16 protein-coding genes are annotated in these 18,581 nt (G+C 45.9%); 8 read left to right on the top strand and 8 right to left on the bottom strand.

Annotated features, from left to right (window positions below; all coding sequences use genetic code 11):
- Both ON063_RS02280 and ON063_RS02275 read right to left on the bottom strand, forming a co-directional pair.
- Window positions 1–396 (bottom strand): glycoside hydrolase family 32 protein (locus ON063_RS02280; protein WP_446719118.1); only part of this gene is annotated, 396 nt, incomplete at its 3' end.
- On the bottom strand, window positions 393–2,714 hold the full coding sequence (locus ON063_RS02275; protein ID WP_274664100.1) for a glycoside hydrolase family 65 protein: 2,322 nt from the start codon (window positions 2,712–2,714) through the stop codon (window positions 393–395). The genes ON063_RS02275 and ON063_RS02280, both read right to left, overlap by 4 nt.
- A gap of 153 nt (window positions 2,715–2,867) precedes the next feature.
- On the opposite strand from ON063_RS02275, the gene ON063_RS02270 reads away from it, so the two are divergent.
- The gene (locus tag ON063_RS02270; protein WP_274664099.1) at window positions 2,868–3,602 is read left to right on the top strand and encodes a DUF1189 domain-containing protein; all 735 of its coding nucleotides are present in this window, start codon (window positions 2,868–2,870) and stop codon (window positions 3,600–3,602) included.
- Here ON063_RS02270 and ON063_RS02265 read toward each other — a convergent pair.
- On the bottom strand, window positions 3,550–4,569 hold the full coding sequence (locus ON063_RS02265; protein WP_274664098.1) for a LacI family DNA-binding transcriptional regulator: 1,020 nt from the start codon (window positions 4,567–4,569) through the stop codon (window positions 3,550–3,552). The two genes, ON063_RS02270 and ON063_RS02265, sit on opposite strands and share 53 nt — an antisense overlap.
- 227 nt (window positions 4,570–4,796) lie before the next feature.
- Between ON063_RS02265 and ON063_RS02260 the strand changes: the two genes are divergently transcribed.
- The 5 genes from ON063_RS02260 (at window position 4,797) to ON063_RS02240 (ending at window position 10,268) form a co-directional block, all read left to right on the top strand.
- Window positions 4,797–6,074, top strand: a complete 1,278-nt coding sequence (locus ON063_RS02260; RefSeq protein ID WP_214694434.1) for an ABC transporter substrate-binding protein — start codon at window positions 4,797–4,799, stop codon at window positions 6,072–6,074.
- 64 nt (window positions 6,075–6,138) lie between these two features.
- On the top strand, window positions 6,139–7,104 hold the full coding sequence (locus ON063_RS02255) for a carbohydrate ABC transporter permease (RefSeq protein ID WP_214734494.1): 966 nt from the start codon (window positions 6,139–6,141) through the stop codon (window positions 7,102–7,104).
- Between the two features lie 12 nt (window positions 7,105–7,116).
- On the top strand, window positions 7,117–7,941 hold the full coding sequence (locus ON063_RS02250; protein WP_214694430.1) for a carbohydrate ABC transporter permease: 825 nt from the start codon (window positions 7,117–7,119) through the stop codon (window positions 7,939–7,941).
- Window positions 7,942–7,952: 11 nt separating this feature from the next.
- On the top strand, window positions 7,953–8,603 hold the full coding sequence (gene pgmB / locus ON063_RS02245; protein WP_274664097.1) for a beta-phosphoglucomutase: 651 nt from the start codon (window positions 7,953–7,955) through the stop codon (window positions 8,601–8,603).
- 54 nt (window positions 8,604–8,657) lie between these two features.
- Window positions 8,658–10,268, top strand: a complete 1,611-nt coding sequence (locus ON063_RS02240) for an alpha-glucosidase (RefSeq protein WP_274664096.1) — start codon at window positions 8,658–8,660, stop codon at window positions 10,266–10,268.
- Window positions 10,269–10,275: 7 nt separating this feature from the next.
- Here ON063_RS02240 and ON063_RS02235 read toward each other — a convergent pair whose 3' ends face one another.
- The 3 genes from ON063_RS02235 to ON063_RS02225 form a co-directional block, all read right to left on the bottom strand.
- The gene (locus tag ON063_RS02235) at window positions 10,276–10,419 is read right to left on the bottom strand and encodes a hypothetical protein (RefSeq protein WP_274664095.1); all 144 of its coding nucleotides are present in this window, start codon (window positions 10,417–10,419) and stop codon (window positions 10,276–10,278) included.
- 88 nt (window positions 10,420–10,507) lie between these two features.
- Entirely contained in the window at window positions 10,508–11,650 is a 1,143-nt protein-coding gene (locus tag ON063_RS02230) for a sensor histidine kinase (protein WP_274664094.1), read from the bottom strand.
- Between the two features lie 168 nt (window positions 11,651–11,818).
- Window positions 11,819–13,348: a multicopper oxidase family protein gene (locus ON063_RS02225; protein ID WP_274664093.1), complete on the bottom strand. Its 1,530-nt coding sequence runs from the start codon at window positions 13,346–13,348 to the stop codon at window positions 11,819–11,821.
- A 129-nt stretch (window positions 13,349–13,477) separates the two neighbouring features.
- Here ON063_RS02225 and ON063_RS02220 point away from each other — a divergent pair, with 129 nt between their 5' ends.
- Both ON063_RS02220 and ON063_RS02215 read left to right on the top strand, forming a co-directional pair.
- Window positions 13,478–15,481 carry a heavy metal translocating P-type ATPase gene (locus tag ON063_RS02220; RefSeq protein ID WP_274664092.1) on the top strand — a complete coding sequence of 668 codons (2,004 nt, stop codon included), beginning with the start codon at window positions 13,478–13,480 and terminating at the stop codon, window positions 15,479–15,481.
- A 58-nt stretch (window positions 15,482–15,539) separates the two neighbouring features.
- Window positions 15,540–16,475, top strand: coding sequence for a F510_1955 family glycosylhydrolase (locus ON063_RS02215; RefSeq protein WP_274664091.1), 936 nt, complete (start codon window positions 15,540–15,542; stop codon window positions 16,473–16,475).
- Window positions 16,476–16,493: 18 nt separating this feature from the next.
- On the opposite strand, the gene ON063_RS02210 is transcribed toward ON063_RS02215, so the two are convergent.
- Both ON063_RS02210 and ON063_RS02205 read right to left on the bottom strand, forming a co-directional pair.
- Window positions 16,494–17,903, bottom strand: coding sequence for a sensor histidine kinase (locus ON063_RS02210; protein ID WP_274664090.1), 1,410 nt, complete (start codon window positions 17,901–17,903; stop codon window positions 16,494–16,496).
- Window positions 17,900–18,574 carry a response regulator transcription factor gene (locus tag ON063_RS02205; protein ID WP_274664089.1) on the bottom strand — a complete coding sequence of 225 codons (675 nt, stop codon included), beginning with the start codon at window positions 18,572–18,574 and terminating at the stop codon, window positions 17,900–17,902. Before ON063_RS02205 ends, ON063_RS02210 begins: the two co-directional genes overlap by 4 nt.
- Window positions 18,575–18,581: the final 7 nt, after the last annotated feature.

Raw genomic sequence — 18,581 nt, 5'->3', positions numbered from 1 at the left:
AATTTCCGATATGAGCGGATTGTGTACACTTTTTTGAAACGATAATCCATCTATTGATGTGGCAAGACATTGAACTTGACGCAACGTTTCACGCTTTTCATCTAACCACGTGTTGCCTGTGTAATACAAATGAAGTATATCGTCTTTGATTAACGCACTACCTGAAAAAATACCGTCTCGATCGTAATCATCTCCTGGACGTAGAGCAATCGGCTTATGTTCCCAACGGATTAAATCTGTTGAGGTGGCATGCCCCCAATGCATATCATCCCAATTTACGCCAAACGGATGATACTGATAAAACAGATGGTAGACACCGTTGAACTGGCAAAGACCATTAGGATCGTTCATCCAACCAAAAGGTGGCGCGAAATGGTAGATAGGACGATACGTCATACGGATAACACTTCACTTGTAAATGTGTCCGTAATAGTCTGTTTTTCTCCATAAATTTCGACAGTGAGTGGCTCAGTTGAAGGTGCACGACGTGTAAGCACAACTTTGTCATGTGATGCATAAATGTCGAGCGTTTCACCTTTCCAATTGATTGAGAAAGTGAGTTCATCCCAAGCTTCCGGCAACATTGGAGAAATTCGTAAGTTTCCACTGGTCATACGTACACCGCCAAAACCGTTTACGACAGCTTGCCAAATTCCACCAAGTGAAGCCGCATGAATACCTGCATCAGACGTTTTCATGTTTGGTCCCAGATCGATTTCAGAGGCCCGACGGAATAAACTGTAGGCAAGTTCGCGGTTACCGAGATCAGATGCAAGGACACTATGAGTTGAGAGAGAGAGCGATGAGTCGTGTAATGTCTTCGGTTCATAGTATTCCCAGTTTGCTCGTTTGACATCTGCTGAGAATAAATCTTCAAGCAAGTACATCAAAATCATCACGTCTGCTTGTTTTGATACTTGAATCTCGTTGACTTGTTCTAGATTATAGTCATAGAACATGGAGCCAACGTTTTCTTGATTTTTGTATTTGCTCAAATCGATGATTTGTTTTTGCAAATACGTATCATCTTGTGGCAAGACTCCGTCTTCGCGCACTTGAGGCAAGTAAATCAAGTCAAGAACATGGCGGAATCGTGTTTCGGCCGTTTCCAAATCAAGCTTTTCGTTCAATTGTTGGAACAGGTTCGGTTTTTCAATACGTAACAATTCTACATACTCAATCGCTTTTTGAATGTTCCAGTGAGCTGTATAATTCGTGAATGCGTTATTGTTGACGTGTTCTTTATATTCATCTGGTCCGACGACTTGATTGATTTCATAACGGTCGTATGTTTCATTCCACTCAAGGCGACTCGCCCAGAATTTCGCGGTGTCAATTAAAAGCTCATATCCGTAATTGTCCATAAATTCTTGGTCACCCGTGACATGGTAATATTGCCAAGCTGCAAAAGCGACATCCGAGGTAATGTGTTGCTCGATAAAACCAGACCAAATTTTTGTTGCCTCACCTGTGACAATGTCTGCAGCACCCCAGATTGGTGTAACTTCACCGTCATCAAGCCATGCTGATTCCCACGGGAACATTGCGCCCTCGTATCCATTCTCTTTCGCTTTCCGATGTGCCCCAGGTAGCGAGAGATAACGATACTCGAGCAAGCTGCGAGCGATTGTTGGATTCGTATACGTGTAGTAGGGCAGGATAAAGATTTCCGTATCCCAGAATGTATGTCCTTTATACCCTTCGCCGGACAAACCTTTTGCTCCAATGTTCATCCGATTATCATGCTTCGGTGTCATGACTGCAAGATGGTATTGAGCAAATCGGATTGCTAGCTGGTCGAACATATCTTTTGATTTTATAGTGATTGGCGTTCGTGACCAAACAAGCTCATCCCATGCTTGAACGTGTCTGTCGAGCAAGTAATCATACCCTTCCGATTCGATTTTACGTGTGACATCCAACGCAAGATCTGCGAGTTCTTCTGTCGAATCGACTGTCACTTCGTGATCACGAGAAGTGAAGACGGTCGAGTATTTTTCAATCGTAAATACTTCATTCGCTGGAATCTCAATATCCGAATAGTCAAAGAAAATTTGACGGCGATCCATTTTGATAATGGATGTCGGATTCATTGATTCACGTCGGTAAAAACGATGGACGCTATGGAAGACAAAATCGATGCCAGATTCAGTCGTCGTTTTGTTCCCCTCTAAGAAGTGCTGGACACCACTGTTTGTCGTTTGTCCATTAATACCTGAAGTAAGTGAGAGAACACTGTTTTGTTTCGGCGTTATGGTCACTCGTTGAGCAATTACGTGCAGGTTATCCATTGAGACGAAGCGTCGGAAAGTAAGGTCGTAAACATTTCCATTCGGACTTTGCCATGTGATTTTACGTACGAGTTCAGCTTCTTTCAAATTAAGCGTACGGCGATAAGAAAGGATATTTCCCTGTGTCAAATCAAAACGTACACCGTCTAATTTGAACTCCATCCATAAAAGGTCTGCTGCATTCGGAAGTTCGGTCACTTCATTCTCAGCGAACTTATTGAATGTCCCGGCCACGAACAAGTTGCGTGTTTCATTCGCATAATGTTCTTCTGTGACAGAACGTAACCCCATGTATCCATTTCCGAGAGAAAATACCGATTCACCTTTCCCGAGCCATTCCGGGCGAAACCCGTCTTCAGATACGAGCCAATGCTGTAAATCTTCTCTGCCAGTCGTATAGTTCATCAATGTATTCGTCACCATATAACCTCCTGTATGATAAAGCGCTTTCTTGATTCGTCACCATTCTATCCGAAACGTTTCGGATATTCAATAGCGATTTTGCTATATTTTCTTTCAATTGTTTGAAGAACGTGATTAAATGGTGGCAGAAACGTTTTAGAAAAGAGGACTGACATGGAACAAATGATTGCTAGTTTAGGCTTTCAATTCGAGAAAGTGAAAACGTGGAGATCACAATCGATTTGGAAATCAATTTTTTATGTAGCGATTGCTGTCCTATTCGCCAATGCACTCGTATATGGAGTGAAATGGATGGGACAACCTGAGGTGGTTGAGGAAAACTTGCCTTCATTTCAGATAACGGAGGATGGTCTTCGGTATGAGCAGTCTTTTACGTTTGATGTTCCTGTTCTCGATTTGTCTGTAATGGTGGGAGAGGAACAGAAAACGGATGCACGCCAAACGCTAGTCCTTATGGAATCTGGTTGGGCATTCAAGCGAAGCGGAGTCGAGACAGATTTGGAAAGTTATCAGACGTTGCTTGATTTTGTGGGACGGTCAGACGTGGCAGAACGTGATTTAGACGTTTTATTAAAAGAATTGAACTGGTTCTATCCCATTTACGTGTACGGGGCTACTATGTTTGATTTGGTTTTGCATTTTCTGTTAATTTCCCTTCTGGCTCTAGCAGGTCTCGGGTTTCGACGCTTTGTACCGATTCGTTATAAAGAGGCATGGACCATTACAGCTTATGGCATCACAGCACCTTTGATTGTGCGTTCAGTTATTGAATTATTGCCAATCAATGTGTCTATGCTCTCTGTTTTATATTGGGCGACTGTCGGTATCTTTGCATTTATGACGATACGAAAAATCGGACCGATTCTCGCAGGATTAACTGATTATTGACGAAAGCTTCATGGGGCACATCCTGACCTTCTACAATATTGACAATCATCGATGCGGCTTTTCGCCCCATTTCATAAGGTTGTTGTCCAACAGTGGTTAACGGTGGGGATACGTACTGAGACAATAAGATATTGTCAAATCCGATGATTGATAGATCTTCTGGAACGTTTAAGCCGAGTTCTCTCGTTGCCTGAAGAACGCCAAGTGCCATGACGTCGGATGCACAGAAAAACGCTGTCACTTCAGGGTGATTCAACAAAAAAGGAAGTGCTGCATCTTTTGAGGCGAGTTCTTCAAAATCTCCGTTTAACACATATTCTTCTTGGAAGTCGATTTCGTGATCGTGTAGCACTTGTCGATAGGCATCATATCGTACAGTCGAAACATAGGCGTGTGGTGCGCCGTTCATAAATGCAATATGTCGGTGTCCGAGTCGGATGAGATAACGAACGGCTTGTTTAGCGCTCTCGAGCTGATTTGAGGTCACATAACCTGTATTGATCCCTTCGACAGGAATGTCGACCAGTACGCAAGGTACTGTGCTTTCGATTGCCTCGAGTAAGTAGGGGTCGTCTCGTTTTAGTCCTTGAATAACAACCCCGTCTAGTTGACGTTCTGCGCACATTTGACTGTACGTTTTATTTTTTTGCTTTGAGGTCGTAGTCGATAAAAGAACGAACTCGTAATCAAGGTCAGACAATTCATCTGATACACCGCATAAAGTCTCGAACATAAAGTTATCTTTAATACTCTCGCGTTTTAAATCAGTGACGAGAAAGCCGATTGTCTTGGATTGCTTTTTGACCAAACTGCGTGCCAAAATGTTCGGGCTATAACCAAGTTCTTTAGCGACATTTAAAATCTTGTCCCGTGTCTCTTTGTTTACATCATCGTAGCCGTTTAAGGCTCGAGATACAGTTGTGATGGAAAAACCGGATGCTTTAGAAACGTCTTTTAATGTGGCCATCATACAATACTCCTTTATGAAAACGTTGTGAGTAAATTAAGTAAAATTTATAGGTACATCTAGTTTAGTCTGTATATGAATATCTTGTAAACCTTGAATTGAAAGCATTTTTGAAGGGTTTTAAAAAAGTTCTTGATTTCCGAAACGTTTCGGGTATAAAATCTAGTTGTGAGTTGAAAGCGGTTACTTTAATTTGGTCGACATTACACTTAAGGAGGAAATGATTGATGAATAAAAAAGTATCTAAGCCATTATCGATTGTTATGCTATCAGGACTTGTCTTTACTGCAGCTTGTGGTGGTGAAGAGGAGGCGCAAGTCGCTTCAGATCCATCTGAACTTGAAGGTAAAGAAATCACGGTAGGGACATGGAAAGGAACAGATGCTGAAGTAAAAGCATTCGATGAATTGTTAGCAGCTTTCACTGAAGAGACTGGAATCAAAGTTAAAAAGAAAGTCTACAATGATTATCAAACACAGCTCCAAACTGACCTCGTCGGCGGAACGGCACCAGATGTGTTTTATGTAGATGCTTTTTTAGCACCTGAACTTTCTAAACAAGGTGTACTCGAACCACTTGATCAATATATCGAACAAGCAGAAAAAGATTTAGGCGACTTTTATGAACCAGCCATTAATGCTTTTAAATCTGACGATCAATTATTCGGTCTTCCAAAAGATTATTCCACTCTCGGACTTTACTACAACAAAAAGTTGATTGAAGATGCTGGTTTCACAGCAGATGATATCCCGACAGAGATGGGGCAGCTTCCTGAATTTTTAGGAGAGTTACAAGAAAAGCTCCCATCTGGTGTGACACCAGCAATTACCACATCTGAACTCGCGCGTCATATGTTCGTCCTACAATCAGGTGGAACGGATATCGTTGATGAAAATGGAATGGCAGTATTGTCACAACAGGATCAAATTGAAGCATTGCAACCACTTGTGGATGCCTATCAAGATAAACTTGTTCAACGACCTGCTGATTTAGGGCAAGGATGGGCAGGCGATTCATTTGGAGCTGAAAAAGCGGCAATCATGATTGAAGGTAACTGGGCAATCTCGCATATCGAACAAAACTTCCCGAACGTTGAAATGGGGACGAAAGAAGTTCCTACAATTGACGGCAACAGTGGTTCGATGATGTTCACAGTCTCTTATTCGCTCAATAGCGATTCGGAAGAAAAAGCGGCAGGTTGGGAATTTATCAATTACGCGACTTCGAAAGACGGGATGAAGATTTGGTCTGAAGGAGCGGGTGTTCTCCCTTCGCTCAAATCAATCGCCGAAGAACTTAATCTTCAAGATGATGAATTGAAAGCACCGTTCGTTGCGGCCGGAGCTTATGCGACACCTTGGCAAAAAGGCGATTCTCTTTCAATTATTGCTCGTGAATACAACAACTTGTTACCTGCTGCTTTGAAAGGTGATATGACACTCGAAGAAGCGATGAAAAAAGCAGAAGAAACTGCGAATAAAGATATCGAGACGCAATTGAAATAAAGAAACAATTGGGCTCGCGTAATCGCGCGGGCCTCGTTTTGTTCGGGAAGGAAGGATCGATTATATGGGCACACAGCTCGAAATCAACCGGCGTACGGATACAGCGTCACAGGCACCACCACCTAAAAAAAAGAAAGGTAGTGAACGTGATCGCCGTGAAGCTGTACAAGGCATGACATTTATGCTGCCGACAATCATCATTTTAGTGACGTTCACGTTGCTTCCGATTGCGTATTCACTTTTCTTATCATTTACACGCGTGAATTTGTTCGGCGGCATCGATTTCCAATGGGTTGGCTTTGAAAATTACATCAACGCATGGAACGATGATCGGGTCTGGACGGCTTTAAAAAATACGTTCCGTTATGCTCTTTTTGTTGTACCGATTCAAACGGCAATTGCACTTCTCATGGCGGCTGTCTTAAATTCCGGGATTCGTTTTCAAAATACATTCCGGACTATTTATTTCTTGCCGACGCTTACTTCAAGTTCAGCACTCACCATGATTTTCATGTTTTTGTTCAGTTTAAATGGACCAATCAACAATGTTCTCGTCAGTTTGGGATTGTTAGATGCACCAATCAACTTCATCAACGAGACCGATTTTGCCCTCACGACCATAATGGTCATGAATATTTGGTCTACTGTCCCATTCTTCATGACAATCTATTTAGCAGGGCTACAGGATATCCCGTCTTCGCTTTACGAGGCGGCTTCACTTGATGGGGCAAATGCGTGGCAAAAACTGATGAAAATTACAGTTCCCAACCTTACTCCTGTAACGAACTATGTTCTGTTGATGGGCATCATCGGTTGTTTCCAATTATTTGACCAAGCATATATCATCTCAGGTGGAACCGGTGGGCCGAACAACGCCACACTTACATTCTCGCTCATCATTTATCAGTATGCGTTTAAGACCATTGGAACGATGGGATATGCGTCAGCACTGGCAATTATTTTGACAATCATCATCTTCACGGTTTCGATGATTGCTCGTAAGTTGAATAAAGAAGAATCGAACTATTAAGGAGGAATGGATATGAAAAAGAAAAAATGGCCGCGTATTGTCATGTATGTCATCCTCGTCTCTTACGCGCTCGTCACACTGTATCCATTCCTATGGGCAGTGCTCGCATCGTTCAAACCGTATAGCGAGATTGTAGCTGGGGGGCTTACACTTTGGCCAGAGAATCCAACGCTCGCAAACTTTGAACATATCTTTACGGAAGATCCGCTTTTTCCACGTTGGATTATGAACTCCTTTTTAATTGCAACACTAGGAACCATTGTGAACGTCATTTTTAACACAATGGCTGGTTATTCGCTTGCACGTCTTCGGTTTCCGGGACGTAACTATTTATTCCTGTTGATCTTGGCTGTCATGATGGTACCGGGACAAATCTTGCTCATTCCGAACTACTTGATCATGCGTTCGCTTGGAATTCTCGACACATACTCTGCGTTGATCATTCCCGGAGCCATCAACTTCTCCTACATCTTCTTGATGAGACAGTTCTTTATCAACTTCCCACGCGAAGTAGAAGAAGCTGCACAAGTAGACGGACTAAATCGATTCCAAACGTTTTGGCGTATTGTCTTCCCAATGGCGCGTGCATCGGTTGCAACGCAGGCCGTCTTCGTGTTCCTCGGGTTCTGGAACGAGTTCTTAAAACCGCTCCTTTACATCACATCACCCGAAAAGTATACGCTTACGCTCGGGCTTCAGTCATTTCAAAGTCAGAATGCCACGCAGTGGAACTACATCATGGCGGCTTCTGTCGTCAGTATCATTCCAATCATCATTTTGTACATCATGCTGAATAAGTACTTCATGCAAGGTTTACGAATTGGTGGAGATAAATAAGGAGAATGAAAATGAAAGCTTTTATTTTTGATCTAGACGGTGTCATCACCGACAGTGCCGAATATCATTACTTAGCATGGAAAGCGCTCGGAGAAGATTTGGGGATTCCGTTTGATCGAGCATTCAATGAGACACTCAAAGGTGTGAGTCGAACTGAATCATTGGAACGAATCTTACGACTTGGCGGCCGTGAGAATGACTTTTCTGCTGAAGAGAAGGAGCTGCTTGCGACAAAGAAGAATGAACACTATGTATCACTTATTTCAAAAATTACGGCTGCAGATATCTTGCCAGGCATTGAAATGTTCTTGAAAGAGCTAAAAGCAGCAGGTTACAAAATCGGAATGGCGTCAGCCTCGAAGAATGCTCAGATGGTGACGAGCCAACTTGGATTGCTTGAAGCGTTCGACCATATTGTTGATGCGGCAACTGTGATACATTCAAAACCACATCCTGAAGTATTTCTTAAAGCTGCTGAAGCGCTACGAGTCGATCCGAAAGAATGTGTCGGTATTGAGGATGCAGTTGCAGGAATCACGGCCATCCATGAGGCAGGTATGTTTGCCGTCGGAATTGGCGACCCACATGTCTTGACTGAGGCAGATATTGTCTTCGAAGACACAACGCAACTCACACTAGAGAAGCTATTAGTTCGAATTTAAAAATGAAGCCTCGAGTGTTTGCACTCGAGGCATTTTTAACGAGGGGGAGTTTGGATGAAACAGACTTGGTGGAAAGAGGCCGTCGTATATCAAGTGTATTGGCGAAGCTTTTTCGATACAGACGGAGATGGATATGGTGATTTAGAAGGTGTGCGTCAAAAGTTACCGTACATTAAAGAACTTGGGGCGGATGTTGTCTGGCTCAATCCGTTCTATGTGTCACCGGATAAGGACAATGGATATGACATTGCCGACTATTATGGTGTCATGGATCGAGCAGGAACGATGGCAGATTTTGAACGTTTGTTGACAGAGGCACACGCACTCGGTCTGAAAATCATTCTGGATCTTGTCGTTAACCATACTTCGAATCAACATCAGTGGTTCTTGGAATCAAAGAAGGGCAAAGACTCACCAAAGCGAGATTACTATATTTGGCATGATCCAGTGCAAGGAAAAGCGCCAAACAATTGGCGATCATATTTTGAGCCGTCTTGTTGGGAATGGGATAAGCACAGCGGTCAGTATTATTACCATTCATTCGCCGTCGAACAACCCGACCTCAATTGGGAGAATGAAGAATTGCGTCATAAAATCTATAAGATGATGCGGTTTTGGCTCGATAAAGGTATTGACGGATTTCGAATGGATGTCATCAATCTTCTCGCAAAGCGAAAAGACTTATCTGATGTCGAAGATCCATATAATTTGAGTTACTTAGCTAATAATCCCGGGATTCATGAGTACCTTCAAGAAATGCATGAGGAGGTACTGCGGCACTACGATTGCATGACGGTCGGTGAGATACCGTTCGTAACACCGAAAGAAGGCGCACTCTATGTAGACGAGGAACGTCATGAGCTAAATACGTTGTTTCATTTCCAAATCGCCGATGAGATGCCGACTTGGGATATGCTTCGCTTCAAAGAAATTCAGCGCGATTGGTATGAAGGGTTGAAAGGGAAAGGCTGGAACTCACAATTTTTAAACAATCACGACCACACGCGTCAGGTTACTCGATATGGGAATGATGGGGAACATCGTGTTGCATCGGCAAAGCTATTGGCAACCTTGACGCATACATTGCCCGGAATGCCTTATATTTATCAAGGTGAAGAAATAGGAATGACTGGTGTCACGTTTGATTCGATTGAAGATTATCAAGATATAGCGATGAAAAACCGGTATGCAGAAGAAGTGAATAAAGGACGGAATGAAAATGACGTATTGACCAGCTTGCAACTATTGAGTCGAGATAACTCGCGGACGCCAATGCAGTGGAATAACAAAAAAGAAGCTGGATTTACACAAGGGGTACCTTGGATGAGTGTAAATAAAAATTACGTTGAGTTGAATGTAGAAATGGACTTGCAACGGGAAGATTCAGTGTTTCGTTACTATCAACGTTTGATTCAATTAAGGAAATCAAATGAAGCACTTGTGTATGGTGAGTTTAAAGACTTGCTTCCAAATGATGAAACGTTGCATGTATATGACCGTTCTCTGAGAGAAGAACAATTTTTGATCATTCTCAATCATTCGGATGATTCTCACCCTATACCCGTATCGACAGCATGCTATAATCTCGTCTTACAAAATCTAGACAATGAGACCAATCAGTTGCGACCGTATGAAGCAAGAATCTATAAGAAGACCATCAAATAGGTGGTCTTCACGCTTTTTTCTTCGTGCCTCGAAACGCAAAGAACATGGCGATGCCAATCCCAATCCCGAGCCACCAGTTATCGAGGGTCAAACCAAAGACGATGGCGAACACGACAGCGACCGGGATGGATAAGTATCCTCGTTGTTTCATCTTCATTTCCTCCTCTCTTCGTCACTTCTCTATTCCCAAAATTGAATCGTGTTACATCACGAAATGAAAAAACGTCCGATTGAACGAATCAGTCGGACGTGATTGTAAAGGATGTTCGTGGCAAGGGGCATGTGTGTCGGGTATGAAGCTCAATCGTGAACGTCGTACCTTCTCCGTATGTGGAGTCTGCATGGATACCCCAACCGTGGGCTTCAGCGATTCGTTTGCAAATCCGTAGACCGAGCCCCGTACCTTTGATGGATTGATGAGCGAGGGAGTCGACACGATAGTATTCGTCAAATACATAAGGGAGCGCATCTTCTGGAATGCCGATGCCGGTATCAGATACAGACAGGATGATCGTACCGTCACATTCCTCGACTTGTGTATGGACCGTACCACCGTCGGGAGAATATTTGATGGCATTCCCGATCAAGTTATGGAGCAATTGCCGTAACTTTTCTTCATCTGCTTGAATCCAGACGTCATTCGTCTCAAACGTTACCGAATGAAGTGGCGACATCGTTTGATAACTTGCCATGACGTCCGCTAACAATGGGCGAAGTGCAAATGTCGTCACGGTCAATTGTTCGGCCGTATAGCTTTCTTTTTGGTAGTCCAAAAAATTATCGACGAGGCGCTCGAGCCGCTCCGATTCTTGTTTCACTTGTTCCAACATGTGATAAGACTTCTCGGAACCTTCATGACGCGCCATCAACAATTCGGTATAGCCATGGATTGCGGTTAAAGGGGTACGGAAGTCATGAGACAACTCGGCAAGAAATGCATCTTTTCGTTCTTCAAAGCGAACGGCTTCCGTTTGATCACGCCACATAATGAAGACGCCTCGTGGTGTTCGGGTGAAATTGAAGATCAAGTGTAGCGTCCGGTCATCGAATTGAATACGGCGTGACGTCATGCTTGGCCATTTCTCTGTTTCGCACTCGAGCAATTCCTGGATCAAATGGGTGACTTGCGCCATGTCGGCACCATGTTCTTCGAATATCTTATAGAGAAAGCGAGTCAACGCTTCCGTTGTAGCAAAGGATTGAGTCGTCATGGAAGGACACCAGTGACGAAGAAGATGATTCGTATAGAGACGATGTTTCGAGAAATCGATATAACACATCGCGTCCTGCACTTCTTCTACAATCGAAGCGATGGAGAACGTATGGCGTTCCTGTTTTTGACGAGCGGATTGTTTCTGCCTTACCCTTCGAAATCGATGCATCCACTTACCTCCTCGCGAACATTTGTACATTCATTCACAACAAGTATACGACATTCGGGCAGGAATCCCTATACAGGCAATAGTCCTAACAGAAATGTGCTGAAATCGGGACGAAAAATACGAATCGCAACAAAAAAACTCCCCGCGTCGTAAGCGGAGAGATTCGATTCATTTCGTGACTTTCAGTTGTCCCATCATCCCGTTCTCTTCATGCTCGAGGATGTGGCAATGATACATGAACGTGCCGGTTTCGGTGAAGGTAAGTTCAATTTTCACCCGTTCATCAGGAGCAACAGCGACCGTGTCTTTCCAACCTTTCTCATGATCAGCTGGTGGGTTGCCGTCCCGACTGATGATTCGGAACTGGACGCCGTGAATGTGGAAAGGATGCGTCATCCCACCCATCATGTCAGGTTTATTTTCAATCTCCCACACTTCGGTGTCTCCGCGTTTCGCTTCGATATCGATACGATTCGGGTCATACGTTTTTCCGTTGATCGACACCATATTCCCCATTCCAAAAAGCGTGAGTCGGCGATCTGCTTTTTCATCTGTCGAGCGCTCCATCGTTTCGGTCGTCGGAATATCAATAGACGTCTTGTCGAGTTCACCGACACGAAACGTAGTGAACGTTACTCCGTCCGCTTCTAAGGCCACGTCATCTTCTACTTGTGAAAAATCAATCAGCACCTCGGCCCGTTCACCTGGTGTCAACGAGATAGTCTTCATCGTGACCGGACGCTCGAGCGGGCCACCATCTCCTGCGATTTGTGTCATATCATCACCGTTCGATAGCGTAAAGTCGAAATCACGTGCGTTCGAACCGTTGACGAGTCGAACACGGAGCGTCTCGGTTTGAACATCGAACGTGGTGTTGATGGCGCCGTTCGCAAGAATCGTATCGCCCGTCGTTCCGTCGACGTTCATGTGGGCATCATAATCAAGCTCACCGTTATCAGTAAAGAGGCGATCTTGTACGATGAGCGGAATATCATCGACCCCGTATTCATTTGGCAGGCCGCTCTCTGTATCATCGGTCACATAGAGAAGACCGGCGAGACCTTTGTATACTTGTTCAGCTGTTGCACCCATCGGATGCGGATGAAACCAGAGTGTGCTCGGCTCTTGGTCGATATCGAGTCGAACTTGTGCACGTTCACCCGCTGCTACAGCTTGATGCGGTCCCCCGTCCATGTCGGAAGGAATGACGAGACCGTGCCAATGGAACGTTGTCGGTTCATTCAATCGGTTGATGGTATCAATCACAACCGTCTTTCCTTTTGGAAGTTCGAGCATCGGTCCGAGCAAGTCTCCGTTATACCCGAACGTCTCTGTTTTCTTCCCATCTTGGAAAAATTGAGACATGCCTTCAGTCGCTTCCACCGTGTAATAAACAGTGTCTTCCGTGACGCGGTCTGGCTGTAAGGCAGTCGGAATCGGAAGCGGCTGTTCCGGTTCATCCGATGCTTGGAGATCTTGGGTCGCACCGTGTCCCATCGGTCCGCCATTGCCATCCATTCCGTTATTCCCCATCATGTGGTCACCCATTTGCCCGGTCGACGAACCATTTCCCATCATATGATCTTGATCCATGTTGTTGTTATGGTTCCATGTCCCGTTGAAGAGGACGACTAGTAAGACAAGGATGACCCCAATCAAAATCCCCGTCAACAGGAACCACATTCCTTTTGATTTCATCTGATAACACTCCTTCATTGTTCAGTCCTCATTTTGTTGTACCACCTAATTGTGAAAGAAACATGAAAGTCCAAATCCGTTTAGTTGTATACCGCATAGGGGTATACAATCCGTGAAAGGAGTGGATAAATGATGGAACATGAACACCATGAACACCATGAGGAGAGTCACGATTCTCATCATGGTGGACACGGACACGAGCATATGATTGACGATTTCAAACGACGCTTCTTCGTATCGCTCGGTCTGATGATCCCGATTTTATTGTTGTCGGACATGATTCAAGAATGGCTACGGTTTGAACTCGATTTTCCGCTTGAAAAGACCATCTTATTTGTGTTGGCGACGATTGTGTATGTATACGGAGGATGGCCGTTCTTGAAAGGGAGTATAGAGGAGCTGCGTGATCGTAACCCGGGCATGATGATGCTCATTGGCTTGGCGATCAGCGTCGCTTACTTTTATAGCGCGGCTGTCGTCTTTGGCTATGGAAGCGGACATGACTTCTTTTGGGAACTCGCTTCATTGATTGTGATCATGCTACTCGGACATTGGATTGAGATGCGTTCTGTCATGGGGGCGTCAAATGCGTTAGAACAACTCGTGCAACTGCTCCCGAACGAGGCGCATCGCATCAATGGGGAAGAAACGGAAGATGTCCCTATCTCTGAACTGAAGGAAGGAGACCGAATCCTCGTCAAACCGGGGGAACAGGTACCCGTGGATGGGAAGATCATCAAAGGACGAACGACAATCGACGAGTCGATGTTGACCGGCGAATCGGTCCCGGTCGAAAAGACAGAAGGCGAAGATGTCATTGCGGGCTCAATCAACCAAGAAGGGAGTTTGACGATTGAAACGATTGGTACGGGAGAAAGCACGTACTTGTCGAAAGTCATCGAATTGGTGAGCGAGGCACAAAAATCGAAATCACGGGCTCAAAACCTAGCGAACCGTGCGGCGAAATATTTGTTCTATATCGCGATTGCAGCAGGCGTCATCACATTTATCGTCTGGTTCATGCTCGGCTATTCGGTCGGGACGGCAGTCGAACGGATGGTGACGGTCATGGTCATCTCATGTCCCCATGCACTCGGACTGGCGACACCGCTCGTCGTTGCCGTCTCGACAGCGTTATCGGCGAAACAAGGTCTCCTCATCCGGAATCGAACTCAATTTGAAGAAGCGCGTCGCCTCGATGCGGTCATCTTTGATAAGACGGGTACGTTGACGGAAGGAAACTTCGGCGTCACGGACGTACAAGCGAGCTCATCTTTCACAGAAGAAGATGTATTGCGATTAGCTGGAGCTGTCGAACGGGAGTCGCAACATCCGCTCGCGCAAGGAATTTTAAGAGAAGCCGAGAAACGGGAATTGAAGCTGTCGACTGTCGACAACTTCGGTTCGATGACGGGTGTCGGATTAGAAGGGACGGTCGACGGAGCGCATGTTCAAGTCGTCAGTCCACGTCATATCCGTGAACAACACATTCAAATCGATGAAGAGACGTTCGCACGACTTTCCGAAGAAGGAAAGACCGTCGTCTTTGTCTTGAAGGACGGGGAATGGGTCGGGATGATCGCAATGGCCGATCTAGTACGGGAAGAGGCGAAGGAGACCGTCGAGGCCCTTCGTGAAAAAGGAGTCCGTTCTATCATGTTGACGGGGGACAATGAGAAGGTCGCACATTGGGTCGCGGGTCAGCTCGGCATCGATGACGTGTATGCCGAAGTATTGCCGGACGACAAGGCGAACCAAGTGAAGGACGTCCAGAAAGATGGCAGTAAAGTAGCGATGGTCGGAGACGGAATCAATGATGCTCCGGCACTGGCACAGGCGGATGTGGGCATTGCCATCGGGAGTGGGACGGACGTCGCTGTCGAGACGGCAGATATCGTCCTCGTCCGCAGTAATCCGAAAGATGTCTTATCGATTTTGGAACTTTCACAAAACACGTATCGGAAAATGATTCAAAACTTGTGGTGGGCCGCTGGATACAACATCGTCGCCATCCCGCTCGCTGCAGGCGTCTTAGCGCCAATTGGCATCATCCTATCACCAGCCATCGGTGCGGTCTTGATGAGTTTGAGCACGGTCATCGTCGCCATCAACGCCCGACTTTTGAAGATTTAACATTTCTTTCACCTTTATTCAGTATGCTAGACGGGATGCTAATGATGGAGGGATGGAGATGAAACGAACGCTAATGTTATCACTAGCCCTGACGCCACTGCTTTTATCAGCTTGTGGAGCGGAAGAGGCACCGTCAGACACTAATCAATCAGAGAGCGCAACGACAGATGCATGGCAACGCGTCGAGGGGGATGAGATGGTCTCCCATATCCACGGGGCAGGATTTTGGCAAGATGACGAACGTCCTGTCATCGCAACACATGCTGGGTTGATGGAATATCGAGAAGACGGTTGGTACACGCTTCCGACAAATCGCCATGACTATATGGGGTTTGAAGTCGTCGAGGATGGATTTTACGCAAGCGGTCACCCCGATCGTCGGACAGATTTCAAAAATCCACTTGGGGTCATGCATGGAAAAAATCATGGGGCGGTACTCGAGAGTCGGTCGCTTGAAGGCGAGGCAGATTTTCACTATATGAGCGCCGGTTATGCCACGGGTACACTCTACGTTTATTTGGAAGAAGCGACCTCGGAGCTAGAGCCGGGATTTTATCGTTCCATCGATGGTGGGAGCTCATTTGAACCGATGCAGGTACAAGGAATAGAGGAGACGCAAGTGGCAGGAATCGTCGCCGATGCGACGGAAGCGGAGCGCGTCTTCTTCTATGGACCGTCCGGCATCCTCGTTTCGAATGACTCTGGAGATTCGTTCGAGCCACTTGTTGAAGCAGAACAGGTTGTCACGGTCGGAGCAGATGAGGGGCAGTTGGCCTACGTAAGACAGACAGATGGTTCTTTCGAAGGGGTTCGTTTCAACTTAGACGATGAGTCGACAGAGACGTTCAATCTTCCAGAGCTTCAAGCGGACGCTGTGCCAATCGAATTGGCCATCAAAGAGGAGCGCATGTTGCTTGTCACATCGGATAACAGCGTATATGAGTTTACAGACGGGGAATGGGAGATGCGCCTCGACAAAGGTGAGCTCAACTGATCAAAAGACGCCTTTCCATTAAAGGATAGGCGTCTTTTTGTCGAGTGGAAGCATGACGGTGAAAGAAGTGCCCGATGCGTCAGACGTGACTGTCAATTCTCCGCCGTGACGGTTGACGATTTGGTCAGCGATGGCGAGTCCGAGTCCACTGCCACCGGTCTGTCGGGAACGTGATTTTTCCACACGATACAGGCGGTCAAAAATGTGCGGTAAATCTTCTTCAGGAATGCCTTTCCCGTCATCCATGATGCTTAAGATGAGGTGGGTGTCCGTGACGTTTGAACGAAGAGAAACCTGTGTGGCCTCACTATGTTCAATCGCATTGTGGGCGATGGAGCGAAAGACTTGAAGCATTCGATGCCGGTCTAATGTGAGCGTGACATCTGGTTGTTCGGTATTCACGGGGGCATCGAAGCGAATCGTCGTCATTCGAAACATCGTATCGAGCATTCGACGTAAATCTGCACAGAACGTCGTGACGGTCACTTCTTCTCGATGCAACAAGAACGTGTTTTCATCGAGCTGTGCCAATTGAAACGCATTTTCGACGAGTTCCGTGAGCGAGCGACTCTCATCTAAAATCGTTTGAATCGACTGTTGCCGAAGCGATTCTGGAGTGCTGTCTTTTGAAGCGATTTCGGCATATCCTCTCAAGTAGGTGAGCGGGGTCTTGATTTCGTGCGAGAGATCGGATAGAAACTGATGTCGCTCGCGTCGCAGTCGAGACAATTCAACCGACATCGATTCAATCGAACGTGCCAATTCCCCGATTTCATCCACTCGATTCGTCGGTAACTGTAAATCGTCCGGGTTCGTGAGGACGTTCTCCGTTGCCCGTCTCAATGACTCGATCGGTTTTGAAATGAGACGGCTTAGGAGAATGAAGGTCAAGATCGTCGTCACGAGTGCGATGGCCGTGATATATAAAAATCGCAATTGAAGGCGGTGACTGATCCCATGAATGATTTCAGTCGGTAAAAACATATAGACATATCCATATTGAGTGCCGGTATCATCCACGATTGGCGTACGAACGCTCAAGTACGGCTCATTCTCCCAATCGTCCTCTAAAATAGTCGTGTCATCGAAAGGTCCGATGCGCTGTTTCGTATCGACAGTATCGACTAGGACTTGAGGGAAAGAACGGGAAGCCTGTAGGAGGTCATGTGCAGAGTTTGTGATGGCGACTTTCGTGTCGGTCTCACTTTCCATCGTGGCGACATGACCGATTGTCTCCTCTGAAAAGTTCATCGCCAACACGTTCGCATGGCTCTCGGCCCTCGACTCGAGACGATTGATCTCTTCTACAACGCGCTCTCCGAGTAACGTGTGATAAAGGAGAAGGAATAACACACCTTCAATCAGCAACGTCGATAAGAGGAAGACGAGGCTGATGCGAAACGGGAGGCTATCGCGACTCCGCTTCATCCGGAACGCTCCTCGGTCCATCGATAACCACGTCCCCAAACGGTCTTCAAATAGTCGTCGATTGGAAAGCCGGCATCCCCTAACTTTTCTCGAATCATACGAATATGTGCATCAACCGTACGTGGGTCGGATTCGGCAGAGTATGGCCAGACGAGGTCATATAAATCCAAACGGTTAAACAGGCGATTTGGATGTTGAAGGAACAGTTTCAGGATGGCCGTTGCTTTCGGCGTGAGGACGATTTCTTGTTCCTCATAGAGGATCCGTCCGCTCTCTTCGTCATATCGTAGCGGACCGTATTGGATATTGACGACGCGGGTCCGTCGTAAGACGGCACGAATTCGAGCGAGGAGGACGTTTCCGTCGAATGGTTTCGTCACGTAGTCGTCTGCTCCGGCATCTAATCCTCGGATGGTCGTCTCGTTGTCTGAACGTGCCGTCAACAAGACGACGGGTAATGACGGGTCGATCGTCTTTAACTGTCGACAAAGCGAGATGCCATCTACTTCTGGCATCATAATATCCAAAAGAACGAGGTCCGGGCGTTCTTCGATTTTGTCGAGTGCCGAGCGTGCATCACTCGCCTCGATGCACGTGTACCCGTCACTTTCAAGAAACAGACGAATCAAATGTCTCATTTTTTCTTCGTCATCTACAATGAGGATCATCATCTCACAA

This window comes from Exiguobacterium sp. B2(2022) (genome assembly GCF_028823655.1).
Lineage (GTDB): Bacteria > Bacillota > Bacilli > Exiguobacteriales > Exiguobacteriaceae > Exiguobacterium > Exiguobacterium aestuarii_A.
The sequence above is the reverse complement of the archived record's forward strand: the minus strand, read 5'-3'. Positions and strand labels throughout refer to the sequence as shown.

Excerpts from the sequence above, each read along its gene's own strand:
- ON063_RS02220 (WP_274664092.1), top strand. The coding sequence starts at position 13,478 with ATGATGGAACATGAACACCATGAACACCATGAGGAGAGTCACGATTCT.
- pgmB (WP_274664097.1), top strand. The coding sequence starts at position 7,953 with ATGAAAGCTTTTATTTTTGATCTAGACGGTGTCATCACCGACAGTGCC.
- ON063_RS02205 (WP_274664089.1), bottom strand. The coding sequence starts at position 18,574 with ATGATGATCCTCATTGTAGATGACGAAGAAAAAATGAGACATTTGATT.
- ON063_RS02215 (WP_274664091.1), top strand. The coding sequence starts at position 15,540 with ATGAAACGAACGCTAATGTTATCACTAGCCCTGACGCCACTGCTTTTA.
- ON063_RS02255 (WP_214734494.1), top strand. The coding sequence starts at position 6,139 with ATGGGCACACAGCTCGAAATCAACCGGCGTACGGATACAGCGTCACAG.
- ON063_RS02265 (WP_274664098.1), bottom strand. The coding sequence starts at position 4,569 with ATGGCCACATTAAAAGACGTTTCTAAAGCATCCGGTTTTTCCATCACA.
- ON063_RS02250 (WP_214694430.1), top strand. The coding sequence starts at position 7,117 with ATGAAAAAGAAAAAATGGCCGCGTATTGTCATGTATGTCATCCTCGTC.
- ON063_RS02240 (WP_274664096.1), top strand. The coding sequence starts at position 8,658 with ATGAAACAGACTTGGTGGAAAGAGGCCGTCGTATATCAAGTGTATTGG.
- ON063_RS02230 (WP_274664094.1), bottom strand. The coding sequence starts at position 11,650 with ATGCATCGATTTCGAAGGGTAAGGCAGAAACAATCCGCTCGTCAAAAA.
- ON063_RS02225 (WP_274664093.1), bottom strand. The coding sequence starts at position 13,348 with ATGAAATCAAAAGGAATGTGGTTCCTGTTGACGGGGATTTTGATTGGG.
- ON063_RS02275 (WP_274664100.1), bottom strand. The coding sequence starts at position 2,714 with ATGGTGACGAATACATTGATGAACTATACGACTGGCAGAGAAGATTTA.
- ON063_RS02260 (WP_214694434.1), top strand. The coding sequence starts at position 4,797 with ATGAATAAAAAAGTATCTAAGCCATTATCGATTGTTATGCTATCAGGA.
- ON063_RS02270 (WP_274664099.1), top strand. The coding sequence starts at position 2,868 with ATGGAACAAATGATTGCTAGTTTAGGCTTTCAATTCGAGAAAGTGAAA.
- ON063_RS02210 (WP_274664090.1), bottom strand. The coding sequence starts at position 17,903 with ATGAAGCGGAGTCGCGATAGCCTCCCGTTTCGCATCAGCCTCGTCTTC.
- ON063_RS02235 (WP_274664095.1), bottom strand. The coding sequence starts at position 10,419 with ATGAAACAACGAGGATACTTATCCATCCCGGTCGCTGTCGTGTTCGCC.